This window comes from Telluria sp. AZSoR62, from assembly GCF_058111565.1.
Map to the genome: position 1 here is coordinate 37,616 of NZ_JBYTST010000004.1, position 25,772 is coordinate 63,387.

The window sequence follows — 25,772 nt, forward strand, 5'->3', positions numbered from 1 at the left end:
GGTGGCAAAACGGCCCGCCCCCGGGAGCAGGGCGGGCCCGGCCTGCTTATTGCTTCTCGGTGACGGTGCCGCCCAGCGCCTTGCACTCGGTCGGGGTCTTGACCAGCACGCCCTGGCCCTTGCAGTCGTTCAGGCCCTTGCAGTCGTTCTTGGCGGTGGCGCACAGGCTTTCGCCCTTGCAGTTGTTGATGCCGTAGCAGCGGCCCGGCTTTTCCTTCTCGGCCGAGATCGACGGGTTGGACAAGCCGAGGGCGGCCAGGGCCAGCAGGGCGATGGCGCCGGCCTTGCCGACGCGCGAAGAGGTGGAAATCGTCATGGTGTTGCTCCTTGCAGGTGGGGTGGATGGCGCCGCCCCTTGGCGGCGCCGGGGAAAATCACAGGTTGGCGATGGCGGCCTGCTCGATCAGGGCGGCCACTTGTTCCGGGTGCGACAGCTGCACCGCGTGGCTGGACGCGATCTCCACGGTCCGGGCGCGGGCGCGCTGGTACATCATGCGCTGCGTGTCCGGATGCAGGAACCGGTCCCTGGTGGCGACGACTGCGTAGCTGGGCTTGTCGCGCCAGGCCGCCGCATAGGCCGGCGCGTACACGAAGGCCTGGGTGGTCGGCGCCTGGGAGGCCGCCAGGAAGTCGGCGCGGTTGGGCGTCAGGTCGGCAGCGAAGTTCTGGTGGAAGCGCGCGCGGTCGGCCCAGTAATAGCCGGCCCAGTCGGGCTTGGCGGCTGGTTCCAGCGGAACCGCATCGAGCAGCTGGCCGCTGTTCTCGCCGACCTGCGGCGCCAGCGCGGCGACGTACACCAGGGCCTTGACCTTGGCGCCTTCGCCGGCGTGGCCGATCACGGCGCCGCCCAGGCCGCCGCCGACCAGCACGACCTTGCCGAACTGGTTGAACAGCACGCGCCGGGTGGCGGCGATGTCGCCCTCCAGGCTGTCGTGCGACGCCGGCACCACGGTTACCCGGTAGCCCTTGTGCTTGAGGATGTCGTGCACCACGCGCCAGCTGCCGCCGTCGACGAAAGCGCCGGGGACGATCACGACGTTCCCGGCGCCGGCTGGCGCCGCCTGGGTTACGGCCGGGGCCAGCGCGGCGGCCAGCAGAAGGGAAGCAAAAGCGTTCATGACCTGTCCTTACTTGCGCGGGGTCAGCGAGCCGAAGCCCTTGGGGGTCTTGATGGTGGTGCAGGTGCCTTTTTCGACCAGCGTCCAGGCGTCGCCCTGGTAGTCGGCGACCGAGGTGGCGGCGCAGGACGTGCCTTCGCTGGCGGCGCAGTCGTTCTGGCCGGCGAGCGAAACGCCGTAGCATTTCTCCATCGGTTTCTTGACGTCGGCGGCGTGGGCGCTGGCGGCGCACAGGCTCAGGGCAAAAGCGGCGGCAAAGGCGGCGCGGGTAGCGTGCATGGTGTTCTCCTGATGGTGGTTGGGGTAAAAATGCCGGGGATGGCGGGACCTTAGAAATCCAGGTATTGCGGGCCGGGCGCGATGTAGAGCAGGACGTCCTGGCCCGCGGCCTCGCGCGGAACGATGCGCGACAGGGGCACGACGCTCACGTTCGGGGCGGCCTGCACGAACCAGGTGACGCTGCGTCCGCCTTCGCGGATGGCGACGGTTTCGCCGTTCCTGACGTTCAGGTAGCGGGTGCCGGGCTTGACTTCGAGGACGCGCTCGGCGCTGGCGCTGATGCCGACCGGGCCGACGTCCGGATTGGCGGCGGGCGCGCCGTGGGCGGCGCCGCCAAGGGCGAGCGTGAGCAGGAACAGGCGGGTGGCAATCTTGTGCATGGTGGTTCTCCGGTTGGCAAGCGACGGTGTCGCGACAGGAACCATTAGACGCCCGCGATATGTCCCGGACATCTCCGCTGTATGTCGGGAGGAGGCCTTGGTGTGTCTGGGTCCGGGCTGGACATAATCGGAAACAAACCCGGACACGAACCCGGAAACCAGCGCGGCGCCAGGCGGCGGCCGGCAGTCAGGCGGCGCGCAGCGCCAGGCGCGCCTCGAGCCCGCCACCGGGGCGCCCGTGCAGGCTCAGTGCGGCCGGCAGGGCGGCGGCCAGCTGGCGCGCGATGGCCAGTCCCAGGCCGGTGCCGCCGGTCTCCCGGTTGCGCGAGCCCTCGAGCCGGTAGAAGGGTTCGAACACGGCTTCGAGCATGTCTTCCGGGATGCCTGGCCCGCGGTCGAGCACGCGGATGACGGGCCCGCCCGGCGCGCTGCAATCGAGGGCCAGTTCGACGTCGCAGGCGTACTTCAGGGCGTTGTCGAGCAGGTTGCCGACGATGCGGCGCAGTGCCTTGGGACGGGTCAGGACGATCGCCCCCGGCTCAGCCGAAAGGCGCAGCGCGGCGCCGCCGTCGCGGTAGTCGAGGGCAATACTGTCGAGCAGGCCGGCCAGGTCGAGCGCGCATCCTGGTTCTGGCTTGCCGTGCATGGCGCGCGCATAAGCCAGGCCTTCGCGCACCAGGTGCTGCAGTTCAAGCAGGTCGGCGCCGAGTTTTTGCTGGAGGGCCGGGTCCTCGGCCAGGTCGATGCGCAGGCGCATGCGGGTGATCGGCGTTTGCAAGTCGTGCGACACCGCGGCCAGGATGCGCAGGCGCTCGTCGACATAGCCGGCGATGCGGCGCTGCATGGCGTTCAGGGCACGGGTGGCGCGCACCACTTCGGACGGCCCCTGTTCGGGCAGCTCGGCCGGGTGCAGGTCGGGGCCGATCGCGTCGGCCGCATCGGCCAGCGCACGCAGCGGCTTGGTTGCCTGGCGAACGGCCAGCCAGCAGCTCAGCGCCACCACCGCCAGCTGCGCTCCCAGCACATAGGGCAGCCAGGGCGAGAGCGGCAGGCCGGGGCGCGGCCGGAACTCGATCGTGAGCGGATCGCCGTCGGCCAGGCGCAGGTGCAGCTGGAAGCGCTCGCGCGGCCCGGCCAGCGCGTTCGCGCTCAGGCCGTAGTCCGGGGCCAGTGCCCGCGTCGCCGAGGCCAGCAGCCGGGTGGACAGCGGCGCCTTGACCGGCGGGCCGGACTCGCCGGCGCCGGGCAGGAAGCGAAAGCCGCGGCGTTCGAGCTGAGGTAGCCAGGCGGCGCGCTCGGCGCGCGGCAGGCGCTCGAGCAGGGCGACGGCCGCGCGTACGTCGATCTCGACGTTGTCGATCATGACGCCCATGTTGACCTCGTCGCGCTCGCCGATGGCGAGGGTGGCAGAGAGCAGCAGGGCCGCGCTCAGGCCCGCCAGCAGGATCAGCGCCAGGCGCGCGAACAGGGTGGGCGGCGCCAGCCGCGCCAGCAGCGCGCGCAGGGGCGTCATGCGGCGCTCTCGAGCAGCTCGACCGCGCTGGCGAAGACATAGCCTTCGTTGCGCAGGGTCTTGATGTAGCGCGGCTCGCGCGCCCCGTCGCGCAGGCGCTGTCGCAGCCGGCTGACCAGGATGTCGATCGAGCGGTCGAACTGGTCGGCGTCGTGGCCGTGGGTCAGTTCCAGCAGCTGGTCGCGGGTGAGCACGCGCTGCGGGTGGTCGAGGAAGACCCGCAGCAGGCGGTATTCGGCGCCGCTGACGGGCACCGCCACGCCGGCGGCGTCGAGCAGGTGGCGCGCCACGGTATCGACCCGCCAGTCGCCGAAGGCCAGCAGGGTGGCGGCCTGGGTCAGCTGCATGTTGGGCGGCAGCATGCGGGTGCGGCGCAGCACGGCGCGGATGCGCGCCAGCAGCTCGCGCACCGAGAACGGCTTGGGCATGTAGTCGTCGGCGCCCATCTCGAGCCCGACCACGCGGTCGAATTCGTCGTCGCGCGCGGTGAGCATCAGGATCGGCAGCGCGCGGTGCTTGCCGGCGCGCAGCTCGCGGCACAGCACCAGGCCGTCGTCGCCGGGCAGCATCAGGTCGAGCACGAGGGCGTCCGGCGTGAAGCGCTGCAGCGCGGCGCGCATCTCGCGCCCATCGGCGGCCGCGGTGGCGCGCAGGCCCTGCTTTTCCAGGTAGGCGCAGACCAGCTCGCGGATGCCGCGGTCGTCGTCCACCACCAGCACGTGGTCAGGCTCGCGCATGGCCGCCTCCGTGGACGAAGGCGGCAGCGCCGCGCGCCGCCGCGTCTATTCCGGCGCCTGCGCCTGGTCGTGTTTGCGGGCGTTGTCCAGCAGGTTGGCGCGCAGGGTGACCAGGGTGCGGTGCAGCTCGGCCGACTGCTCGGGGCTGAGCCGGGTTTCCGAGACCACGCCCTTGCCCAGTGCGCTCAGGCGCAGCCGGTGGCCGGCCTCGGTCAGCCCGACCCGCACCTGGCGCTCGTCGCGGGCGTCGCGCTGGCGCCGCACGTAGCCCATCGCCTCGAGCTTCTTGAGGATGGGGGTAAGGGTATTCGACTCCAGGAACAGCTTCTCGCCCAGGCCGGTGACGGTCTGGTCGTCCTGTTCCCACAGCGCGATGATGGCGATGTACTGGGTATAGGTCAGGCCGAGTTCTTCCAGGATCGGCTTGTAGGCCTTGCCCAGAGCCAGGTTGGTCGAATAGATCGCGAAGCACAGGAATTCGTCCAGCCTCTTGACGCCCGGGTCGCCGGGTTTCACGCGCGTTGCCGGTTTCATTGCCGTTCTCCTTGTTTGCTTGACGCTCGCGATTATATATCGCGCCCGATTTTTTCAATATCCGGTTCATGGCTTATCCCGGCTGGGCGGCGACCGCCGCAGGGGCGCCGGCGGCGCGGATGCGGCGGTCGGCGAGGACGGCGATGCCCAGCGCCAGCGCCAGCAGCGCGCCGGCCAGCAGCCCGATGTCGTGGCCCTCGAACAGTGCGATCGCCGCGCCGCCGAGCACGCCTGCCGACGACACCCCGACGTACAGCGCGGCCGAATTCAGGCCAATCAGCAGCGGCGCCGCCGCGGGCGCCAGGACGATCAGGCGGTGCTGCTGCGGCACCAGCAGGCCCCAGCCGCAGATGCCCCAGACCACGATCGCCGGCACCGCGCTCCACAGATGGGCCGAGGACCATGGGGTGAGGACGAAGTTGACCGCTGCCACCAGCAGGGCGCCGAAGATGATGCGTCGGCTGCCGAGGCGGTCGGTCAGGCGTCCCGCGACCAGGTTGCCGGCGGTGGCGGCGAGGCCCCACAGCAGCAGCAGGGCGGCCAGCGTGCTGGACGAGCCGCCGGTGACGCGGTCAAAGATTACGCCAACATAGGTGTACACGGAGAAGGCGCCGGCATAGGCGACCAGGGTGGTCAGCAGCACCAGCGCAATGCGGGTGTCCTTCAGCGGGGCCAGGCGCTGGCGCAAGGTGGCCGCTGGCAAGGGAGGGATCGCGGGCATGAGCAGCCAGACCCCGATGCCGGCGACGCTGCCGACGATGCTGACGAACCACATCGTGCTGCGCCAGTCGTCCAGGCCGGCGATCAGGGTGCCCAGCGGCGCGCCCAGCGCGGTGGCGCTGGAGAGCCCGGCGATGACGATGGCCAGCGCCGTGGCGCGCCGCTCGGGCGGCACCAGCGCGGCGCCGGTGGCGGTGGCTGTCGGGCTGTACATCGCCGCGCCCAGGCCCGCGATCACGCGGCTGGCCAGCACCCAGCCGATCGAGGGCGCCAGCGCCGTCATGACGTTGCCGGCCACGAAAATGGCCAGCCCGGCCAGCAGCAGGCGCTTGCGCGGCCAGTGTGCCGCCAGCGCCGCTACCGTGGGGGAAAGCAGGGCATAGCTCAAGGCGTACAGGGTCACCATCTGCCCGGCCAGCGAGATCGACACCCCGAGCGAGGCGGCGACCTGGGGCAGGATGCCGGCGACGACAAAACTGTCGGTGCCGACTGCGAACATGCCGGAAGCCAGCACGAGTAAACGTCGATCCATGGTTGTGAACTCCTTCGGTAAATGGGGCTGCGGCCGGCCGCCGATGCCGTCGTAAAAATGAATCGCATGCGATATGAATCGGTGCTAATTTATTCGCTCCCCAGATCGATGTCAAGCGGAAGCGATTGAGGCGTGTGCGATACGATGGTAAAAGATGTTGCTAAACCGGGCCTGCCAGCGTCGTTTAACGGAGGATTACATTGAAAGAGGCGACGATTTCAGTGGCGAGGACGGCGGGTAATCCTGAGAGGTCGGTTGACCTAACCGGCGAATGCTATATTATGTGTCGCATCCGCTTCAATCGGCATCGCTACATCAAAAGGAACCATCATGACCTCGATCGACCAAATCCTCTACACCGGCAAGACCTGCGTTACCGGCGGGCGCGACGGCGCGGCGCGCAGCACGGACGGGCGCCTGGACGTGCCGGCGTGACATACGCCGGCCCCGCCCCCGAACGCAGCCTGCGCTGGATGGTATGGATGGGCTCCGACGGCGGCCGCGCCTTTCCGATCGATGTCCACGAACTCAACGAAGCAGGCTATACGTGGGCCGACACGCCGCTGGGGCAGGATGCAACAGCGGTGGCCATCCGCACCGGGTCGGTTCCGGCACCACCATCAAGATCTGCCTGCCGCGTTCGCACCAGGCCGAAGAACAGGCCTTCAACATGGCGGTGGGCGAGGTGGTGGGCGGCAGCAAGACCGTGCTGGTCGTCGAGGACGACCTGGCGGCGCAGGCCCCCGCGGTCAGCATGCTGACGGCGCTGGGCTACCGCGTGCGCCGCAGGGCGAGCATCCCTACCTGAGCCTGGCCAAGCCCTGCCAGGTCGACCGGATGGACGCGATCCTGCGCGGCGCCGCCAGCATCGCGTGATGCGCATCGTGCAAGGCGGGCGGGGTCAAGGCGCCGCCGGCCGGATCTGGGTGCTCTGGTGCAGCGTGTTGCGCCAGCCTTCCGGATGGCGGGTCCAGACTCGCACATAGCGCCCACGGGCCGGCTGGGCTGCCGGCGCCGCCGGGCCGCCGGCGCGGTAGGTGCCGGTGACGATGGCGGTCTCACCATGGTCGAGCAGGTTGATTTCCATGTCGTTCTGGCGGTAGTCGGGGAGACGGAACTCGTTGCGCGCCAGCGCCTGCAGGAATTCGGTCTTGCTGCGCACGCGTCCGTTGCTCTCGACATGATAATAGTCGCCGCTGATCAGCCGCCGCAGCACCTCGATGTCGCGCTGGTCCAGCGCCTGCGCACGCAGCCGCTCGGCCTCGCGCACGCCGGCGGTGCTGGACACCATGCGCACCGGCTCCTCGGCGCCGGTCTCGGCCGCGATGGCGGGCAAGGGCAGGGTGGCGAAACAAACTAGAAGCAAGAGCATGGCGCGCATGGTGTTTCCCTCGGACGGTCTGTCATGATTATAGGCATGCATGACGGGTGGAATTGTCACGAAAATGCGTATTTGCGACACATTCTTGGTGTCCGGAACACAGTAATTTTGTGTTGGCAATTGCGTATCTGTTAAAGTCTTGCATGGGCAGTGCTGGTGCTGCTCCCCTGACCCTGACGGACGTTTATGCCTGCTGCCCCATTGCCATCGGACGAACTCGACCGACTGTCGCTGCTCGACACGCTCGACCTGCTCGATACGCCTCCCGAACCCGTGTTCGACCGCGTCACGCGCCTGGCCAGCCGCATGCTCGACGTGCCGATCGCGCTGTTTTCGCTGGTCGACGCCGACCGCCAGTGGTTCAAGTCGCGGGTCGGCCTGGATGTCCTGCAGACCCCGCGCGAGGACGCCTTCTGCGCCCATGCGTTCGGCATGCTGACCCCGCTCGTGGTGAACGACGCCAGGCAGGACGAGCGCTTCAGCGACAACCCGCTGGTCAACGGGCCGCCGAATATCCGCTTCTATGCCGGCGTGCCGATCCGCACCACGGCCGGGCTGGCGATCGGCACCCTGTGCGCGCTCGACACCAAGCCGCGCGAGCTCAGCGCCGAAGACGCGCAAATGCTGGAGGACCTGGCCGCGATCATGACCAAGGAAGTGCAATACCGCGAGCGCCTGGCGCTGGCGCGCGACCAGCTGCGGCGCTCGAAGGATGTGCTGGGCGAGAGCGACGCGCGTTTCCGCACCATCTTCGACATCGCCAGCGTCGGCATCGCGCTGGTGGCCCCTGGCGGCGGCTGGATCAGCGTCAACCGGGCGCTGTGCGACATCGTCGGCTACAACGAAGAAGAGCTGTCCGGCCTGACCTACCAGGACATCACCCATGCCGACGACCTGACGCTCGACCTCGGCCTGCTGGCGTCGCTCGAGCAGGGCGAGATCGAGCAGTACCAGCTCGAGAAGCGCTATATCCGCAAGGACGGCGGCACGGTCTGGATCAACCTGAACCTCTCGCCCAAGCGCGATGCGCACGGCACGGTGGAATACTATGTGGCGGTGATCAAGGACATCGACGCCGAGAAGCGCGCGCAGGAAGCCATCGTCAAGCTCAACGCCGACCTCGAACAGCGCGTGGCCGGACGCACCGCGGAACTGCAGGAAGCCAACCGCCTGCTGCTCGAAGCGGCCGAGCGGCAGCGCATCGCCGAAGCCGAACTGCGCGCGCGCGAGGCCCAGATCAGCAGCGTGGTCGAGAACGCCAACGACGCCTACATCGGCCTGGACGAAGCCGGCACCGTCACCGCATGGAACCGCCAGGCCGAGGAAACCTTCGGCTGGTCGCGCGCCGAAGCGCTAGGGCAGGCGCTCGAAGAGCTGATCATCCCGCCGGAATTCCACGACCGCCACCGCAGCGGCATGCAGCGCTACCTGGCGACCGGCAAGGCCACCGTGGTCGACCAGCGCCTGGAGCTGCCGGCGCGGCGCCGCGACGGCAGCCTGCTGACCGTGGAGGTGCGCATCCGCGCGCTGGAAGTCAACGGCCGCACCATGTTCAGCGCCTTCCTGCACGACATCACCGAGCGCAAGCAGGAACAGGCGCAGCGCGAATACGAAAGCCGCCACGACGTGCTCACCGGCCTGCTCAACCGCCGCGCGCTGATGGAATCGGTGCCGCTGGCCCAGGCCCGCGCGGGCCGCAGCGGCAAGACGGTCGGCATGCTGTTCATCGACCTGGACGGCTTCAAGGCCGTCAACGATTCGCAGGGCCACGAGGCCGGCGACATGCTGCTGAACGTGATCGCCGAGCGCCTGCGCCAGGGCGTGCGCAAGACCGACAGCGTGTACCGGCTGGCCGGCGACGAATTCACGGTGCTGCTCGAAGACATGGCCGACACCTTCGACGACGCCCATGTCGTGGCCGAGAAACTCATCTCCAGCATCTCCGAACCGGTGGACCTGCCCGGCCGCGCGGTGCGGGTGCGCGCCAGCATCGGCATTGCGCTGGACGTCGCCGGCACCGGCGCCGTGCGCCATCCGGACGAGCTGCTCAAGGAAGCCGACCAGTTCATGTACCGCGCCAAGAAGGCCGGGCGCGGGCGGGTGTGCTCGGCCAAATACCCCTGCTGACACGCTGCTGCAGGTAGGGCTTGACCTTCCCACCGTGGGAAGGACTATCCTTCGGGTATGGAACGAACAACACATCTGCATACCGGCGCCGGCCAGGACGGCGCCGTCTCCTTGACGATCGGCGGCATGACCTGCGCGTCCTGTGTCGGACGGGTCGAAAAAGCCTTGCGCGGCGTGCCCGGCGTGGCCGATGCAGCCGTCAACCTGGCCCTCGACACCGCCACCGTGCACGGCAGCGCCGACCCTGCGGCTCTGGTCGCGGCGGTACGCCAGGCCGGCTATGAGGCCAGCGAGCCGGGCGCGCCCTCCGCGCGCCCATCGGGCAGGGCGTTGCCATCCTGGTGGCCGGTTGCCGCGGCAAGCCTGCTCAGCGCGCCGCTGGCCGCGCCGATGATCGCGCAACTCTTCGGCAGCGACTGGATGCTGCCGGGCTGGCTGCAGCTGGCCCTGGCCACCCCGGTGCAGTTCTGGCTCGGCGCGCGCTTCTACCGTGCCGGCTGGAAAGCGCTGCGCGCGGGCAGCGGCAACATGGACCTGCTGGTCGCCCTCGGCACCAGCGCCGCCTACGGGCTCTCGCTCTTCCTGCTCCTGCAGCACGGAGGGCAGGGCATGCCCCACCTGTATTTCGAATCCTCGGCCGTCATCATCACCCTGGTCCTGCTGGGCAAATGGCTGGAAGGCCGCGCCAAGCACCGCGCCGTGGAGGCGATCCGCGCCCTCGAGGCGCTGCGCCCGGGCGAGGCGCTGGTGCGCCGCGGCGGCGCCGACACCAGCATCCCCGTCGATGCCTTGCGCGTGGGCGACCTGATGGTGGTGCACCCCGGCCAGCGCGTGCCGGCCGACGGCATCGTCGAAGAAGGGCGCAGCCACCTGGACGAATCCCTGCTCACCGGCGAGAGCATGCCGGCGGCCAAAGGCCCGGGCGAGCGCGCCACCGGCGGCGCCGTGAACGCGGACGGCCTGCTGCTGGTGCGCGCCACGGCGGTAGGCAGCGCCACCATGCTGGCGCAGATCGTCAGGCTGGTCGAACAGGCACAGGCGGTCAAGGCGCCGATCCAGCGCCTGGTCGACCGCGTCAGCAGCGTGTTCGTGCCGGCCGTGCTGCTGGTGGCCCTGGCCACGCTGCTGGCCTGGGGCCTGGCCAACGGCGACTGGCAGGCGGCCCTGCTCAATGCGGTGGCGGTGCTGGTGATCGCCTGTCCCTGTGCGCTCGGGCTGGCCACGCCGACCTCGATCATGGTGGGCACCGGCGTGGCGGCGCGCCACGGCATCCTGGTCAAGGATGCGGAAGCGCTCGAGATCGCGCATGGGCTGGACGTGGTGGTGTTCGACAAGACCGGGACCCTGACCGAAGGCCGGCCGCGCGTGGCGGCGGTCGAGGGGCTGGACACCGGCCGGGTGCTGGCGCTGGCGCGCGCCGTGCAGCAATACAGCGCGCACCCGCTCGCACAGGCGGTCGCCGATGCGGCAGGCGCGCGCGGCGCCGCGCGGCTCGAGGCGACCGGCGCCGGTGCGCTGCCGGGCCGCGGCGTGCATGCCGCGGTCGATGGGCTCCGGGTCCATCTCGGCAATGCGCGCCTGATGGCGGAGCTGGGCGCCGATAGCCGCGCCTGGCAGGCCGCGGCGCGGGCGCACGAAGACCTGGGACGCACCGTGTCCTGGCTGGCCGCCGGCGCCCCGGACGGCGGCGCGCCGCAGGTCCTGGGCCTGCTGGCCTTCGGCGATACGGTCAAGCCGGGCGCCGCCAGCGCGCTGGCGCGCCTGAAGGAAATGGGCATCGAGACCGTCATGCTTACCGGCGACAACGAAGGCGCGGCGCGCGCGGTCGCGGGGCGCACCGGCGTCGCGCGCTGGCAGGCAGGCGTGCTGCCCGCGGACAAGGCGCGCCTGGTGGGAGAACTCAAGCAGGGCGGGCGCAAGGTCGCGATGGTCGGCGACGGCATCAACGATGCGCCGGCGCTGGCGGCGGCCGATGTCGGCATCGCGATGGCCGGCCTGGATGCGGCCATGTACGCGGCCGGCATCACCCTGATGCGCGGCGACCCGCAGCTGGTGGCCGATGCGATCGCCATCTCGCAGCGCACCTATGCCAAGATACGCCAGAACCTGGGCTGGGCCTTCGTCTACAACCTGGTCGGCATCCCGCTGGCGGCCGGCGGACAGCTCGACCCGGTGCTGGCCGGCGCCGCGATGGCACTGAGCTCGGTGAGCGTGGTGGCCAATGCGCTGCTGCTGCGGCGCTGGCGTCCCGCGCCATCTTTTTCAACCGGACGGGCCGAAGCGCCCGGCCAGCCAACAGGAGGAAACATGACGATGGAACTGACGGTGGAGGGCATGAGCTGCGGGCACTGCGTGGGACGCGTGACCAAGGCGGTGCAGGGCGTCGACGCGGCGGCCCGGGTCGACATCGACCTGGCGGCCAAGCGCGTGCGCATCGACAGCAGCGCGCCGCAGGCGCCGATCGTGGCCGCGATCGACGCGGCGGGCTACCCGGTGAGCGCCTGCCTACAAAACTAGGAAAAGGGCGCGCGGCCCCGAACGATGCAGGGCGGGTAGCCAGCGCGGGTTTTTTGATCATGACAAGTAAATAAGGCTCACAAGCGCCGCCTTTTGGGCTATATTTTTGATGCGTATCAAATAACAGCAGGCTATAGGAGCATAGGCAGCGCGCGGCACGACTTCATCGTCGGGCATTCCACCGGGATGACACATGCGATACGGTGTTCTGGCAGAACCAGCAGATCTCGCGAAGCACCCCCCTACCCGGCGCCAGCTGCGCACTGTCCTTGGCGTCCTCGTCTTCCTGGCCGTGCTGTTCGCGCTGCTCGCGCCGGTCGCCGCCATGCCGCTGCCGGCCGCGCCGCAATTCGTGCCGATGTACCAGGCTATCCTCATCGGCAGCAATCTCCTCACCGGCATCCTCCTGCTCGGCCACGTGCATACGAGCCGCTCCTGGTCGCTCGGCATCCTGACCCTGGGCTACATCTTCACGGCGCTGATCGCCCTGGCGCACATGCTGACCTATCCGGGACTGTTCTCGGCCCACGGCGTGCTGGGCGGGAACGGCCAGACCACGCCCTGGCTATACATCCTGTGGCACGCGCTGTTCCCGCTCTACGTGCTGGCCTATACCCGCAGCTACCGGCGCCCGCTGCCGCCCCATTTCATGCGGGTCGGCACGCTGCTCATCGGGCTGTTCGTGGCCAGCCTGGTGCTGGTCTGCACGCTCGGCGCACGTTCGCTGCCGGCGCTGCTGACGGCGCAGCGCTACGAGGACGCCTACCGCTGGACCAGCCTCGCGGTGCTGCTGCTGTCGCTGGCCTCGCTGTACAAGCTGGGCGCCAAGCGCCCGCGCGCGGTGCTGGACGTCTGGCTGATCGTCGCGATGACGGCCTGGGTGTTCGAGGTGCTGCTGTCCTGCCTGCTCAACGAGGCCCAGTACGACCTCGGTTTCTACGCCGGCCGCCTGTATGGGCTGGCCGCGTCGCTGTTCGTGCTGGGCGCGGTCGCCATCGACAATATCGCCCTGCATGCGCGCCTGCGCGACACCTTCGAGGAGATGATCGAGACGCGTTCGCGCGCGCAGTGGCAAAGCCTGCTCGGGTCGGTATTGCAGCAGCTGCCGGACGGGGTGCTGATCGTCGACGGCGACGGCCACTGCCTGATGGCGAACGACCAGGCCGAACGCATGGCAGCGCGCTTCGCCCATACCGGCAAGGGCAGCAAGCCGGGCCCGGAGGCGATGCTGTCCCTGATCGGCGAGCCGGTGCGGCGCGCGGTGGCGGGCGTGCCGTTTCGCGATGCGATGCTCGAGAGCGTGGCGGGCGACGGGCGCCGCATGTTCACCGTCAGCGGCGCGCCGCTGCGCGACGGTGCGGCCGAGCTGGCGGCGGCCGTGATCGTCCTGGACGACATCACCGAGCGCACCGCGGCCAGCGTGGCGCTGGCCGGTGCGCTCGACCAGGCCAGGTACCTGATCGAGAACACGCCGCTGGCCGTGATCGAATGGGACCGCAATTTCGTGATCCGCCTGTGGAACCGGCGCGCCGAGGAATTGTTCGGCTGGAGCGCGCAGGAGGCGGTCGGACAGCGCATCGACGGCCTGCCGGTGATCCACGAAGACGACGCCGGCAAGGTCGCGACGACGATGGGGCAGCTGCTCGATTCGGCCACCAAATACGTCAAGTCCTGCAACCGCAACCGCACCCGCGACGGCCGCACCCTGCGCTGCGAGTGGTACAACTCGGTGCTCTACGACGAGCAGGGCGACATCGACAAGGTGTTCTCGCTGGTGCTGGACGTAAGCGAGCGCGAAGAGGCGATGGACGGCCTCACCGAGGCCGACCGCCGCAAGGACGTCTACATCGCCACCCTGGCGCACGAGCTGCGCAACCCGCTGGCGCCGATCGCGAATGCGGCTTCGCTCCTGCGCAGCAAGCACCTGGCGCCGGACCGCATCGAATGGATCGCCGCCATGGTCGGACGCCAGACCGCCCAGATGTCGCGCCTGCTGGACGACCTGCTGGATGTCTCGCGCATCAGCCGCGGCAAGATCGAGCTGCGGCGCGCGCCGCTCGAACTGGGCCGGCTGCTGCGCGACACCCTGCAGACCAGCATGCCGCTGATCGAGGCGGGCCGCCACCAGGTGGCGCTGAACCTGTGCGACGAGCCGCTCTGGGTGGAGGCCGACGCCCTGCGCATGACCCAGGTGCTGGCCAACCTGATCAACAACGCCGCCAAGTACACGCCGCCGGCAGGCCAGATCGAGCTCACCCTGAAACAGGAAGGCGGCGAGGCGCTGCTGCGGGTGCGCGACAACGGCATCGGCATCGAGCCGGACATGCTCGCGCGCGTGTTCGACGCCTTTGTCCAGGTGAGCAGCGCCAGCCACCTCGCCCAGGGCGGCCTGGGGATCGGGCTGTCGCTGGCCAGGGGGCTGGTCGAGCTGCACGGCGGGCGCATCGACGCCCACAGCGCTGGCCTGGGGCATGGATCGAGCTTCACCGTGCGGCTGCCGACCATCCAGGCCCCGGAGGGCCCGGGCGCGGTCGAAGCGTGCAACGGCGGCGCCTGCGGCCTGTCCAAGACCATCCTGATCGCCGACGACAACGTCGATGCCGCCGACTCGCTGGCCTGGCTGCTGCGCTCGGAAGGCGCGACCGTCGAAGTGGTGCACGACGGCGCCGCCGCGCTGCGGATGTACAACGAGCGCCCGGCCGACATCGCGGTGCTCGACCTGGGCATGCCGGAGATGGACGGGCTGGAGGTGGCGGCCGCGCTGTCGCACCGTTCGCCGCGCCCCTACATGGTCGCGGTGACGGGCCGCGGACGCAAGGAAGACCGCGCCGCCTCGCTGGCGGCCGGCTTCGACGAGCATTTCACCAAGCCGGTGGCGCCGCAGGAGCTGATCGATTTGCTGCGCAGGCTGTAGCGGACAGCGCCGGGCTTCCGCTGCTCTAGTCCCAGCGAAAGGTGTCTAGAGCAAATTTCAACTCTGCAATCTGCGACAGATCAACAAAGGAAGGGATAAATCTCATCCGCTAGCGGCGGGCGCTTAAGCTGGCCTTGTGGGAAGCGTGCGGCCAGGCCGCATGACCCGATCAGGAGGAGCCATGACTACCCTGCATGTTCGTGTTGCGCCCATTGTCTTTATGCTCCTGCTTGCCGGCTGCGCCGCTCACAGGGACACTTCCAGCGATTCCAGCGCTTCATCCAGTTCCGGAGCGTCGGGTTCGACAGCCGGCGACCTACCTCCACACAGTGGCACGACCAGCGCTTCGAGCAGTTCAGCCAGTTCCGGGACCACGGGCTCGACAGCCAGCGGCACACCTCCAAGTGACACGAGCGGGTCCGTCGGTAGCTCAACGACGGACGCGCTGGAGAATATCTGCCTGCAAAAGCCCACGCTACCCCAGTGCAAGTAGCCCGGCGAAGCACGTGGCGACGGGACTGCGCAAAGCGAAGGACACCGTCGAGATCGTCGCCGCGGTCATCGGCGTTGTGGCGCTGGTGTGGGCCGCGATTTTCGGGACTGTCCAATACCTGGACAAGAAGCGCGACGACCGGGTAAAGGAAACGATGGAATTCCTCGATCGCTACAATTCCGGCGCCGTCCTCGCGGCACGCCACGAGATTGTCGCGGCGTGGCTGAAACATGCAACCGAGCAGCGGCGCCTCATGCCGGATAGCGTGGCGGCCGAAGCCTTTCAGCAGTTCGTATTACGCGTCATCGAGCAAGAGAAGCTCGTGCTGCCGATCGCCACCATGCACGATTTCTTTGGCGCGCTGAACACCTGCATTGCCAATGCGATCTGCGAGCGGTCCGTCGCGATCGGCATCTTCCAGCGCGATGCGCATAATCTCTACACGCAGCACTACGCCTATATCGAGGCCGAGCGCAAGCGGCGCAAGGATGCGTCCTTCGGCGACGCCTTGCAGCGCGTGGCCAGGATGAAGTAGCGCTGTACCTGTTGCGCGCACCCGCCCGCGGACGCGATCAGGCGCCGGACAGGTGCCGGTCGATGAGCGGCGCCACCTGGTTCGCCAGGGTAGAGGCCAGGTTGTGCTCTCCGCCCGCCAACACGTGCAGCTCGGCATGCGGCAGGAGCGCGGCCAGTCGGCGGCCTACCTGCACGGGACTGAGCGGATCCGCATCGCCCCATAGCAGCAGGGTAGGGATGCGCAGTGTGGCGAGCCGCGGCGTCAGATCCTCGTGAAAGCGCGTGAACCAGTCGGGCAGGTCGGGATGCGCCTCGCGCATTGCCGGGCGCCAGTCGTGGGCGCCGTGTGCAGCCGCGCCCATGCCGCCCGAGGTCACCGACAGCACCAGGTGGGTAAGCTGTTCCGGTTCTCGCAGCGCGGCGAGGATCGCGACCACGCCGCCCATCGACTGGGCGATGAGGGCGCTGGGCTGGTCGAGCTGCGCCACGACGCGTTCGGCCAGGCCGTCGATCCCCTGGACGCGCGGCTCGCGCGGCACGCCGCCAAAGCCCGGCCAGCTCACGTGCACCTGTTCGGCCGGGTGCCGCAGCAGCGCGGCGGCAGGATGCCAGAATTCGGTGCGTCCCAGCGCGCCGGGAAGGAAGAGCAGCCTGGATGGGGTCCTGCGCATCATGGCTGACGGCCGGCAGCCGCCTGCGGCCAGCCGAGCTCTGCCGCCCGGCGCAGGCTGGCCTTGACGACCAGGCGGTGAAAGGGCGCGATGATGAAGAGGTAGGTCCGTCCGAGCAGGTTGTGGCAATGCACGACGGTGGAGGCGGTCAGCTGCGTCCCGCCCGTCGGCGCGCCCGCAGGCGAGACCAGGAACGAGGCCCGGAAATCGAGGTGCCGGTCGTCTTCTCCCACCACGATCTCGGTGTCGTTCACGCTGTAGATCCTGAAGATGCCGATGCGCGCGGCCTGCGCCTCGCCTGCCAGGCGCGTGAGCTGCGCGCCGGTCTTGAGCCCGAAACGGGCGACGACCAGGTCGCGCACCCGCATCAGGTAACCGACCCAGGCAGGCTGGTTCGCCACGACGAAGCGCGCCAGTACCGCGGGGTCGAGGCTGGCGCCGGGAGGCAGGCCGATGGCAAAGGCGTCCGCCAGGTGCACCACCCTATAGGTGTCGGCGACATCGGAGTGGGCGGGCAACGCGACGGGCGTGGCGGCGGCGAATACAGGCGGCATGGCGGGCTCCGGGACCTGGCGGGTGGATGGGCGACAAGGCCGGCGGCCCGTCAGCGCGCAGTATGCAGCGCATCTCCCGGATGATCAATGCGGGGTGCATCGCAGGCCTGCCAATGCCGCATCCGCGTCGCGCGAATCGTCAGGACCAGTCCTTGTCCGCCTGGGGATCGAGCCGGTGCGCCGCATCGACCACGTCCTGCAGATCCACCGGGTCGCTGAAGGGGGCCTCATCGAGCTGGGTGACACGGTTCAGTTCCTTTTGCCAGCGCCGCAACTCGTCGACGAATTCCGGGTGCGGCACGCGCTTGAGGTCCCCGTTGTCCTCGACCACGTCGCAGATCCCGTTGTGCACCCACTCCCCGGAATGCCAGTCGGGCATGTCGACCGCGGGGAACATGCAGATCCCCTGCAGGTCGATCCCGCGCCGCACCGCCGCCAGCGATTCTTCCATCACGTCCTTGAGCCAGCTGGCGCGCCCCTGGCCCAGGCCACTGGTCTCGCCGATGATCATCGGCCGGCGGTAGCGCGTCCAGATCATCTCCAGCATGTCGCACAGCGGCGCGATGCGGTCGTCGCCCGGCGGCAGCGGCGCATGCGGGCCCTGCTCGCGGTATTCCATCTGCCCGAACGAATAGGCGTTGGCGCCGACGATGTCGAGGATCTCGGGCGAGCCGCCGAATTCGGGATGCTCGCGCCCGAACAGGATGTCCCAGGCGAGGAAGGTGTCGACATGGGTCTCGTGGCGCGCGGCCTCGATCTGGTCGGGGCGCTCGCGCGGCGCCACCACCCACACCAGGGGGTCGACGTGCACCATGCGCGCTTGCGGATCGACTTCGCGGATCGCCTTCACCCCCGCGATCGCGGCGCGCGACAGGGCCAGCAGCAGGCGCGTCCTGTCCTCGCGGCTGCACTGGTAGGGCGCGGCCCAGCCCCATTCGCCGGCGCAGAAGGAGAAGAAGGTGATCTCGTTGATCGGCGTGAAAAAGTGCGGGCCGCGCACCTCCGGCACGACGTATTCGGCGGCGGCGCGGCAATAGGCCGCGAAACGGCTGACGAAATCGTCCGAGAACGGGTCGAGGTCGTCCGGGTAGCCATAGTGGCACAGGTCCCAGATCGGCAGGATCTTCGATGCGTTCATGGCTTCGATATACGGGTCGACGCAGGAAAAATCGTAATTGCCGCCCTGGTCCACGGTCGGCCAGGGGATGCCTTCGCGCGCCACCGCGATGCCCAGGCTGGCCAGGATCCGGTAATCTTCCAGCGCATGGCGGTCATGCCCCGTTTCCGCCACCAGGTTGCGCCGCACGCCGCCCTTCCACAAGAAGTTGGAGCATTCGAAGCCGGACAGGAAGAAGGTGGGGAAGATGCCTGGATGACGTGCCATGCGGGGCTCCTTTGCGGTGTGAGGTAAGCGCAGCCAGAGCCGCAGATTACCCTTCACCTGCCCCGCGCGGCGCAGCGCAGGGCGCGTGCCGGACAACGGTGCTCAGCCGCCGGAGCGCCTTGGCCTGTGCCCCAGCTTCTCGAGCGTTGCCATGACCAGCTCACAATGGTCGCCCTGCACCTCGACCACGCCATCCTTGACCGTCCCGCCCGAGCCGCAGGCAGTGCGCAACTGCTTGCCCAGCACGGCCAGTTGCGCAGCGTCGAGCGCCAGGCCCTTGACCAGGGTGACGCTCTTGCCGCCCCGGCCCTTGGTCTGGCGCGAGACGCGCACCACGCCGTCGCCCGCGGGCACGGCGCCGGCCTTGCACGCGCACTGCGCGACGGGGTGCCGGCATGCCGGGCACATGCGCCCGCTCTCGGTGGAGTAGACCAGGCTGCTGCCTGCACTGTTTTTCATGCCGCCCCCACGCTCAATGCCCGTGCCCATGCGGCTTGCGCACCTGGTGCGGTGGAGCCGCCGGCTGCGCGGGCGCGGCCGCCTGCGGCGCCGCCGGCGCCGCCGGCAGGGGACCGGTCCACTCGTGCGCCACGGTCCCCGCCGGATGGCGGTACCAGCCCGGGTCGCGGTAGTCGCCGCGTGCGAGGCCTTCGCGCACCTTCAGCACCGTGAACATCCCGCCCATTTCCATGTTCCCGAATGGCCCCTTGCCGTCCATCATCGGCAGCGTGTTTTCGGGCAGGCGCATCTTCATGTCACCCATCGAGCCGCCCTTGTCGCCCATGACCATATAGCCCGGCACCAGGTCGTTGATCTTGCGCGCCACGCCGCGGTGGTCGACCCCGATCAGGTTGGGCACGTCGTGACCCATGGCGTTCATGGTGTGGTGCGACTTGTGGCAGTGGAAGGCCCAGTCGCCCGGATTGTCGGCCACGAATTCGATGGCGCGCATCTGGCCCACGGCGATGTCGGCCGTGACCTCCGGCCAGCGCGCGGAAGGCTGGACCCAGCCGCCGTCGGTGCCGGCGACTTCGAAGCGGTGGCCGTGCAGGTGGATCGGGTGGTTGGTCATGGTCAGGTTGCCGACCCGGATGCGCACCTTGTCGTTCAGGCGCGCCACCATCGGGTCGATGCCGGGGAACACGCGGCTGTTGAAGGCCCACAGGTTAAAGTCGAGCATGGTGTTGGTGCGCGGCGTATAGCTGCCAGGCTCGATGTCGTAGCTCGAGAGCAGCAGCACGTAGTCGCGGTCCACCGCATGCTGGCGCGGATTCTTCGGGTGGGTCACCCAGAAACCCATCATCCCCATCGCCATCTGCTGCATCTCGTCGGCATGCGGGTGGTACATGAAGGTGCCGGCGTGGCGCGCCACGAATTCGTAGACGAAGGTTTTCCCGGGCGGGATGCCGGGCTGGGTCAGGCCGGTGACGCCGTCCATCCCGCAGGGCAGGATCTGGCCGTGCCAGTGCACGCTGGTGTGCTCGGGCAGCTTGTTGGTGACGAAGATGCGCACGCGGTCGCCCTCGACCACTTCGATGGTCGGGCCCGGGCTCTGGCCGTTGTAGCCCCACAGGTTGGCCTGCATGCCGGGCGCGAATTCGCGCACCACCGGTTCGGCCACCAGGTGGAATTCCTTGACGCCGTCCTTCATGCGCCACGGCAGGGTCCAGCCGTTGAGGGTGACCACCGGGTTGTAGGGACGGCCGCTCGGTGGATGGAAGGGCGCGGCGGTGGCGCTCGATGCCTGGACGGGCGCTTCGGGCAGGCCGGCGGCGCCGGCCTTGCTGACCAGCGAGGCGCCGAGGACGGTGACGCCGGCATTGGCGAGGAAGTTTCTGCGGTCGGTCATGGTGTCTGTTCCTGGTGCGGATGCGCGGCGGCATCCGGGCGGCCGCCGAGCGCGCTGTCGAGCGCGGCGTCGGCGAGCCAGAATTCCTTGAGGGCGTCGAGATAGCTGCTCACGGCCTGCGCCTGCTCGCGCGAATCGCTCAGCAATTCGAAGGGACTGGCCAGCATGCCGTTGTAGCGCAGCAGGGTTTCGTCGGCGATCTTCTTGCGCAGCGGGATGACCTCGTCGCGGTAGTGGCGGGCCAGGTCGTAGCTGGCGCGGTAGCCGAGATAGCTCTCGCGCGCCTGGCTGCGGGCGGTCACCCCGATGTCGGCCACGCGGTGCAGGGCCTGCATGTAGGTCGCCTCGGCGCGCGCCACACGCGCGCCGCCCCAGTCGAACAGCGGCAGTTCCAGTCCGACCTCATAGCCCTTCGCGCGTTCGGCGCCGGTCTCGCGCTTGTCGTGCGCGCCGAGCTCCAGCACGTTCACGAAGCGCGTCGTGCGCGTCAAGCCAAGGTCGGCGGCCGTGTGCTGCGCGGCCAGGCGCGCGGCCTGCACGTCCAGGCGCCGCTCGAGGGCCGTCTGCTCGATGCGGGCCGGTTCGCGCGGCGCCGTAGGCAGGTCGGGCAGGCGTTCGGGCAGGGTGTAGCCGGCCTGGCTGCCCCACAGGCCGAGCTGGCGCGCCAGGCCTTCGCGCGCGGCGTCGAGTGCGCGCGCGGCGCGCATCACGCCGGCGGCGGTGTCGGCATAGGCCGCCCGCTCGCGCGCCAGGTCGAGCGTGCTGGCATTGCCGGCCTTGACCATGCGTCCCATCAGTTCCGCGGCCGCTTCGGCCGAGGCATTGACCTGGCGCGCATAGACCAGCGCCTGCTGCGCGGCGACCGCCTCGACCCAGGCCTTGCGGGTCTCGATCGCATGGCGCTCGATGGCTGCCGCAACGCTGAGCCGGGCCGCCTCGAAGCGCCGGGTTTCCATGCGCTGGCGCAGCGGCAGGGTGAGCAGGCCGGCCAGGTCGAAGGAGATCGAGCGCTCGATCTCGACCTCGCCGCCGCCGGCCAGGCGCGAGAAGCCGAGCGAGGGATTCCTCAGGCGCGCGGCCTGGGCCAGGTCGGCCTGGGCCACGCCGACGTCCCAATAGGCCGCCTGCAGGCCCGGGTTGTTGAGCAGGGCGATGCGCACCGCTGCGTCCATCGACACCGGCTGCGCGAGCAGGGCGTTGACCTCCTGGTTCAGGGCCTGGGCGTCGCTGCCCGCCAGGCGCGGCGTGGCGCCGGTGCGTTCCTGCACCATGCGGGCGACCTCGCTGGCCGCGTGTTCGGGGCTGGTCGTCGCGCAGCCGGACAGGGCGAGGGCGGCGCAGGCCAGCGTCAAGGTAGAAAGGCGCATCAGTGCCGTCCTTCCTTGCCGTGGCCCGCATGCGCGCCGTGACCCGCATGCCCGCCATGCTCGCTGGCAGGCTGCGGCGCCGCCTCGGACGGCTCGGCTGCACGCGGCGCCGGGCGCTGCGGCATCGTCAGCATCATCGAGTTGTAGCCGGATACGGTGCGGTTGGCCTCGATCCAGTGGCGGTCGGGCGTGGCGGCTTGCGCCTCGGCGGCGCGGTAGGCGCCAGGGGCGCGGTAGCGCGTCTCGGGCACCGCGGCGGCGGCATCGTCGGGGCGCGGCGGCGCGCCGGCGCAGGCGTGGAAGCTGGCCAGCGCGAGCAGGGCGGCGCAGGCCTTGAATAGGGAATGGGACATGCAAACCTCGTTCGGTCGAATACGGGGCAGCCGCGCGTGACGCTGCGGCCGGGCGGATCAGGCGAGGAGGAGGCGGGGCGGGCGCTCGGGGAGGTCGGGGGCGATTGCGGCGACCCGCGCCTGGGCCGCGCCGGGACCGCAACTGCAGGGGCAGCAATCCGGGGACGCGCTTGACGCCGCCGGTGCGATGGCGGCGCCGACCGAGCAGGCGGCGCAGTTACCGCATGTTTCGTGGTGGGGTTCGCCGTCGTCCGGGGCCTGCTGCCCCGCTGCCTGCTGGTGGCAGGGCGGCTTGGCCTCGTCGCCGCGATGGCTTGCAGCCTGCGCCGGGACGCCGTGGGCGGCCGGGGCCGCGCTCGTTCCGTGCGCGCAGCGCATCGCCGCCGCGGCAAATCCCTGGAAGGGAACCGCAAGCAGGACGAACCAGACGAGGAGGGTACGGGCGAGCATCTTCACCGGGGCATTCTAGCATGGGTTTTTACAACACTCCCGGGCTGCAAAATTGCTGGCACACGGCTCTACTGTTAGTATCCTTCCAGACTATTTACAAGAATGACACCAGGAGCGCAGCGATGGAGATCCTCTCCCGCCTGTTCGAACCACGCCGCAGGAAGAACCAGGAAGAGATCGCCAGCCGCGCCGCGCAGATCGTGGTGCAGGTGCTGTTCGACGTCGGCGCGGACCGCTTCCTCAACGGCAGCATCCGCCTCGACCGCCAGTTCCGCCTGCGCTTCTACGCCGCCCCGCCGCTCGCCTCGCCCGACACCCTGGCCACCTTGCCCGTGTTCGAACTGAGCGAAGCCCACGTGTTCCGCGCCCATCTCCAGGGCGCCCGGCTCGATGCCGCCACCGTCGGCCGGCACACGCCCTTCCTGGTAGATGGCCTGATGCGCGAATTGCGCGCCCGCTCGCCGGCGCTGTGCGCCTTGCCCGCCTCGCGCGCCGGCAAGACCGCATCCGCCGGCTGAGCGGTACGGTGCGCGCCGCCTTTCGAAGCGGCGCTATGCTCTCCGCATGAGCGTACGCAACCTCCAGCACCTGTTCGCGCCCGGCTCGGTGGCCCTGGTCGGCGCGTCCTCGCGGGCCGGCAGCGTGGGCGCGACCCTGCTGCACAACCTGCTGGCGGGCGGTTTCAAGGGCGAGGTCTGGCCGGTCAATCCCAAGTACCAGGAGCTGGCAGGCCGGCGCTGTTATGCCGGCGTCGCCGAGCTGCCGCAGGCGCCAGCGCTGGCCCTGATCTGCACGCCGCCGGCCACGATTCCGGCCATCGTGCGCCAGCTGGGCGAACGCGGGACCCGCGCGGCGCTGGTCTTGAGCGCGATCCCGCAGGGCGCGCGCGACCTCAAGGGCCGCAGCCTGCGCCAGGCGATGCTCGACGCCGCCAATCCCTATCTGCTGCGCCTGCTGGGCCCGAACAGCGCCGGGCTGCTGGTCCCTGGCCTGGGCCTGAATGCCAGCGTGGCCCACAGCGGCGCGCTGCCCGGGCGGATCGCCTTCGTGTCGCAGTCGGGCGCCTTGATGGCCGGGGTGCTGGACTGGGCACGGACGCGCGGCATCGGCTTTTCGCACTTCGTCGCACTGGGCGACGCGGCCGACGTCGACCTGGGCGACGTGCTCGACTACCTGGCCAGCGATGGCGGGACCGGCGCCATTTTGCTGTACGTGCAAGACCTGCGCCACGCGCGCAAATTCATGTCGGCCGCGCGCGCGGCGGCGCGCAGCAAGCCGGTGCTGGTGCTCAAGGCCGGCCGCCAGGACGATTCGCTGCCGGCCGCCGCCAGCGAAAGCGGGGCGCTGGCCCATCCCGACGACGTGTTCGACGCCGCGATCCGGCGCGCCGGCATGCTGCGCGTGTACACCACCGACCAGCTGTTCTCAGCGGCCGAGACCCTGGCCTATGCGCGCCCGCTGCACGGCGAGCGCCTGGCCATCGTCAGCAACGGCGCCGGGCCGGGCGTGCTGGCGCGCGACGCGCTGGCCTATGGCGGCGGGGTCGAGGCCCCGTTTTCAACGGCGTCGCTGGAACGGCTCGATGCGCTGCTGGCGCCGGGCTGGCGGCGCGGGAACGTGGTCAACCTGCAGGGCGGGGCGCTGCCCGCGGTCTATCGCGAGACGGTCGAGATCCTGCTGCAGGACCCGCAGGTCGATGCGGTGCTCGTCATCCAGTCGCCCACTGCCACCGTGGCCAGCCGCGACGTGGCCGACGCCGTCGCGCCGCTGGTGCGCACGGCGTCCAAGACCATCCTGTCGTGCTGGCTGGGAGGCGCGTCGGTAGCGGACGCGCGCGCGATCGCGTCCAACGCGCGCCTGCCGGCCTACCGCACGCCGGAAGACGCGGTGGCCGGCTTCCTGCAGCTGGTGCACTACCGGCGCAACCAGAACCTCTTGATGGAGGTGCCGCCCTCGATGGCCGGCACGGTGGCGCCGGACCGCGCCGCGGCGCGCGCACTGGTGCGCGAAGCCCTGGCCAACGGGCGCTACCTGCTGTCCGACCCCGAGACCAAGGCCATCCTGCGCACCTATGGCATGGCGGTGGTCGAGTCTCGCGCGGCGCGCGACATCGAGGCGGCGGTGCAGGCGGCGCAGAACATCGGCTATCCGGTGGCGGTGAAGATCCTCACGCCCGACGTGATGCACAAATCGGACTTCGGCGGCGTGGCGCTCGACCTCGATACCGGGGAAGCGGTGCGCGCCGCGGCTGCGCGCATGCGGCGCCGGCTGGGCGAACTGTTCCCGGAGGCGCGCTTTGAAGGCTACGCGGTGCAGGCGATGGTCCGGCGCGGCAATGCCCACGAGCTCATTGTCGGCGCCGCGCTCGACGCGGTCTTCGGGCCCGTGATCGTGTTCGGGCAGGGCGGGGTGACGGTGGAGGTGGCCGACGACCATTCGGTCGGCCTGCCGCCGCTGAACCTGGTGCTGGCGCGCGACCTGGTCGACCGCACCCGCGTGGCGCGCCTGCTGGCCGGCTACCGCAGCCGGCCGGCAGTGAACATGGACGCGGTGCTGGCCAGCCTGGTCCAGGTCTCGCGCATGGTGTCGGACATTCCCGAGATCGTGGAGCTGGACCTGAACCCGCTGCTGGCCGACGCCAAGGGCGCCGTGGTGCTGGATGCGCGCATGCGCCTGGCGCTGGCCGACCGCTCCGGCAGCACGCTCGACCGCCTCGCGATCCGGCCCTATCCGCGCGAGCTGGAAGAGACCGTCGAGTGGAATGGCGCGCCGCTCCTGCTGCGGCCGATCCGGCCCGAGGACGGGCCGGCGCACCTGGCGTTCTTCGATGCGCTCACGCCGGACGACGTGCGCTACCGGATGTTCGTGCGCATCCGCGAGCTGCAGCCTTCGCAGCTGGCGCGCTTCACCCAGATCGACTACGACCGCGAGATGGCCTTCATTGCGACGCGTCCGAATGCGGACGGCGTGCCCGAGACGCTGGCGGTGGGCCGGGTGGTGGCCGATCCGGACAACATCACGGCCGAATTCGCGGTGACGGTGCGCTCGGACCTGAAGGGCATGGGGCTGGGGAAGATGATGATGGAAAAGCTGATCGCCTACTGCCGCTCGCGCGGCACGCGCGAGATCGTGGGCGAGGCGCTGCCGCAGAATTCGCGCATTACCGGGATGGTGAAGAAGCTCGGGTTCACGGTGAAGTCGACCGGGCTGGAAGGCATGCGCGAGATGAAACTGGTGTTGTAGGGTGGGCAGGTTTCCTGCCCACGCGGTCAACGCAAGAGTGCATGCCGAAGAAGCAGGCCCCGGATAGGTCATTTGACCGCGTGGGCAAGGGACTCGCCCACCCTACGGGCCGACGATGAAATCTTATTTCATGGAGGCTG

General features: G+C 69.7%; 25 protein-coding genes and 1 pseudogene. 8 read left to right on the forward strand and 18 right to left on the reverse strand.

Annotation, left to right across the window (positions count from 1 at the left end; genetic code table 11):
• Nucleotides 1-46: 46 nt before the first annotated feature.
• From bufA2 to AC3XQU_RS08100, 8 genes are all read right to left on the reverse strand, one after another.
• Nucleotides 47-316, reverse strand: a complete 270-nt coding sequence (gene bufA2 / locus AC3XQU_RS08065; RefSeq protein WP_489873639.1) for a BufA2 family periplasmic bufferin-type metallophore — start codon at nt 314-316, stop codon at nt 47-49.
• Nucleotides 317-374: 58 nt separating this feature from the next.
• Entirely contained in the window at nt 375-1,118 is a 744-nt protein-coding gene (locus AC3XQU_RS08070) for an alpha/beta hydrolase (protein ID WP_489873640.1), read from the reverse strand.
• 9 nt (nt 1,119-1,127) lie between these two features.
• Nucleotides 1,128-1,397, reverse strand: a complete 270-nt coding sequence (locus tag AC3XQU_RS08075) for a BufA1 family periplasmic bufferin-type metallophore (protein ID WP_489873641.1) — start codon at nt 1,395-1,397, stop codon at nt 1,128-1,130.
• 50 nt (nt 1,398-1,447) lie between these two features.
• On the reverse strand, nt 1,448-1,777 hold the full coding sequence (locus AC3XQU_RS08080) for a CzcE family metal-binding protein (RefSeq protein WP_489873642.1): 330 nt from the start codon (nt 1,775-1,777) through the stop codon (nt 1,448-1,450).
• Nucleotides 1,778-1,964: 187 nt separating this feature from the next.
• A complete protein-coding gene (locus AC3XQU_RS08085; RefSeq protein WP_489873643.1) occupies nt 1,965-3,290 on the reverse strand; it encodes an ATP-binding protein in 1,326 nt (441 codons plus the stop codon).
• Complete coding sequence (locus AC3XQU_RS08090; RefSeq protein ID WP_489873644.1) at nt 3,287-4,027, reverse strand: response regulator; 741 nt, start codon at nt 4,025-4,027, stop codon at nt 3,287-3,289. Before AC3XQU_RS08090 ends, AC3XQU_RS08085 begins: the two co-directional genes overlap by 4 nt.
• Before the next feature lie 45 nt (nt 4,028-4,072).
• Complete coding sequence (locus tag AC3XQU_RS08095; RefSeq protein ID WP_489873645.1) at nt 4,073-4,561, reverse strand: MarR family winged helix-turn-helix transcriptional regulator; 489 nt, start codon at nt 4,559-4,561, stop codon at nt 4,073-4,075.
• A gap of 73 nt (nt 4,562-4,634) precedes the next feature.
• Nucleotides 4,635-5,813: an MFS transporter gene (locus AC3XQU_RS08100; protein WP_489873646.1), complete on the reverse strand. Its 1,179-nt coding sequence runs from the start codon at nt 5,811-5,813 to the stop codon at nt 4,635-4,637.
• Between the two features lie 330 nt (nt 5,814-6,143).
• Here AC3XQU_RS08100 and AC3XQU_RS08105 point away from each other — a divergent pair.
• Both AC3XQU_RS08105 and AC3XQU_RS08110 read left to right on the forward strand, forming a co-directional pair.
• Nucleotides 6,144-6,239 (forward strand): annotated as a pseudogene (locus tag AC3XQU_RS08105) (peroxiredoxin); the annotation flags it as partial.
• Nucleotides 6,240-6,360: 121 nt separating this feature from the next.
• Complete coding sequence (locus AC3XQU_RS08110; protein WP_489873647.1) at nt 6,361-6,621, forward strand: hypothetical protein; 261 nt, start codon at nt 6,361-6,363, stop codon at nt 6,619-6,621.
• A gap of 93 nt (nt 6,622-6,714) precedes the next feature.
• On the opposite strand, the gene AC3XQU_RS08115 is transcribed toward AC3XQU_RS08110, so the two are convergent.
• Entirely contained in the window at nt 6,715-7,194 is a 480-nt protein-coding gene (locus tag AC3XQU_RS08115; RefSeq protein ID WP_489873648.1) for a nuclear transport factor 2 family protein, read from the reverse strand.
• Between the two features lie 186 nt (nt 7,195-7,380).
• Between AC3XQU_RS08115 and AC3XQU_RS08120 the strand changes: the two genes are divergently transcribed.
• From AC3XQU_RS08120 to AC3XQU_RS08130, 3 genes are all read left to right on the forward strand, one after another.
• Nucleotides 7,381-9,321: a PAS domain S-box protein gene (locus AC3XQU_RS08120; protein WP_489873649.1), complete on the forward strand. Its 1,941-nt coding sequence runs from the start codon at nt 7,381-7,383 to the stop codon at nt 9,319-9,321.
• Between the two features lie 57 nt (nt 9,322-9,378).
• On the forward strand, nt 9,379-11,838 hold the full coding sequence (locus tag AC3XQU_RS08125) for a heavy metal translocating P-type ATPase (protein ID WP_489873650.1): 2,460 nt from the start codon (nt 9,379-9,381) through the stop codon (nt 11,836-11,838).
• A 193-nt stretch (nt 11,839-12,031) separates the two neighbouring features.
• Entirely contained in the window at nt 12,032-14,752 is a 2,721-nt protein-coding gene (locus AC3XQU_RS08130; protein ID WP_489873651.1) for an ATP-binding protein, read from the forward strand.
• A gap of 246 nt (nt 14,753-14,998) precedes the next feature.
• On the opposite strand, the gene AC3XQU_RS08135 is transcribed toward AC3XQU_RS08130, so the two are convergent.
• Entirely contained in the window at nt 14,999-15,163 is a 165-nt protein-coding gene (locus tag AC3XQU_RS08135; protein WP_489873652.1) for a hypothetical protein, read from the reverse strand.
• Nucleotides 15,164-15,258: 95 nt separating this feature from the next.
• On the opposite strand from AC3XQU_RS08135, the gene AC3XQU_RS08140 reads away from it, so the two are divergent.
• A complete protein-coding gene (locus AC3XQU_RS08140; protein ID WP_489873653.1) occupies nt 15,259-15,780 on the forward strand; it encodes a hypothetical protein in 522 nt (173 codons plus the stop codon).
• Nucleotides 15,781-15,817: 37 nt separating this feature from the next.
• Here AC3XQU_RS08140 and AC3XQU_RS08145 read toward each other — a convergent pair whose 3' ends face one another.
• The 8 genes from AC3XQU_RS08145 to AC3XQU_RS08180 form a co-directional block, all read right to left on the reverse strand.
• Nucleotides 15,818-16,435, reverse strand: a complete 618-nt coding sequence (locus AC3XQU_RS08145) for an alpha/beta fold hydrolase (protein WP_489873654.1) — start codon at nt 16,433-16,435, stop codon at nt 15,818-15,820.
• Complete coding sequence (locus AC3XQU_RS08150; protein WP_489873655.1) at nt 16,432-16,986, reverse strand: DUF2867 domain-containing protein; 555 nt, start codon at nt 16,984-16,986, stop codon at nt 16,432-16,434. Before AC3XQU_RS08150 ends, AC3XQU_RS08145 begins: the two co-directional genes overlap by 4 nt.
• 139 nt (nt 16,987-17,125) lie before the next feature.
• Nucleotides 17,126-18,370, reverse strand: a complete 1,245-nt coding sequence (locus tag AC3XQU_RS08155) for a glycoside hydrolase family 1 protein (RefSeq protein WP_489873656.1) — start codon at nt 18,368-18,370, stop codon at nt 17,126-17,128.
• 102 nt (nt 18,371-18,472) lie between these two features.
• Nucleotides 18,473-18,829 carry a translation initiation factor Sui1 gene (locus AC3XQU_RS08160; RefSeq protein WP_489873657.1) on the reverse strand — a complete coding sequence of 119 codons (357 nt, stop codon included), beginning with the start codon at nt 18,827-18,829 and terminating at the stop codon, nt 18,473-18,475.
• A gap of 13 nt (nt 18,830-18,842) precedes the next feature.
• Nucleotides 18,843-20,219, reverse strand: coding sequence for a multicopper oxidase family protein (locus tag AC3XQU_RS08165; protein ID WP_489873658.1), 1,377 nt, complete (start codon nt 20,217-20,219; stop codon nt 18,843-18,845).
• The gene (locus tag AC3XQU_RS08170) at nt 20,216-21,586 is read right to left on the reverse strand and encodes a TolC family protein (protein ID WP_489873659.1); all 1,371 of its coding nucleotides are present in this window, start codon (nt 21,584-21,586) and stop codon (nt 20,216-20,218) included. Before AC3XQU_RS08170 ends, AC3XQU_RS08165 begins: the two co-directional genes overlap by 4 nt.
• Nucleotides 21,586-21,939: a hypothetical protein gene (locus AC3XQU_RS08175; protein WP_489873660.1), complete on the reverse strand. Its 354-nt coding sequence runs from the start codon at nt 21,937-21,939 to the stop codon at nt 21,586-21,588. Before AC3XQU_RS08175 ends, AC3XQU_RS08170 begins: the two co-directional genes overlap by 1 nt.
• Before the next feature lie 57 nt (nt 21,940-21,996).
• Nucleotides 21,997-22,395, reverse strand: a complete 399-nt coding sequence (locus AC3XQU_RS08180) for a hypothetical protein (RefSeq protein ID WP_489873661.1) — start codon at nt 22,393-22,395, stop codon at nt 21,997-21,999.
• 116 nt (nt 22,396-22,511) lie between these two features.
• Here AC3XQU_RS08180 and AC3XQU_RS08185 point away from each other — a divergent pair, with 116 nt between their 5' ends.
• Both AC3XQU_RS08185 and AC3XQU_RS08190 read left to right on the forward strand, forming a co-directional pair.
• Complete coding sequence (locus tag AC3XQU_RS08185; RefSeq protein WP_489873662.1) at nt 22,512-22,907, forward strand: hypothetical protein; 396 nt, start codon at nt 22,512-22,514, stop codon at nt 22,905-22,907.
• A 46-nt stretch (nt 22,908-22,953) separates the two neighbouring features.
• Entirely contained in the window at nt 22,954-25,632 is a 2,679-nt protein-coding gene (locus AC3XQU_RS08190) for a bifunctional acetate--CoA ligase family protein/GNAT family N-acetyltransferase (RefSeq protein ID WP_489873663.1), read from the forward strand.
• Nucleotides 25,633-25,772: the final 140 nt, after the last annotated feature.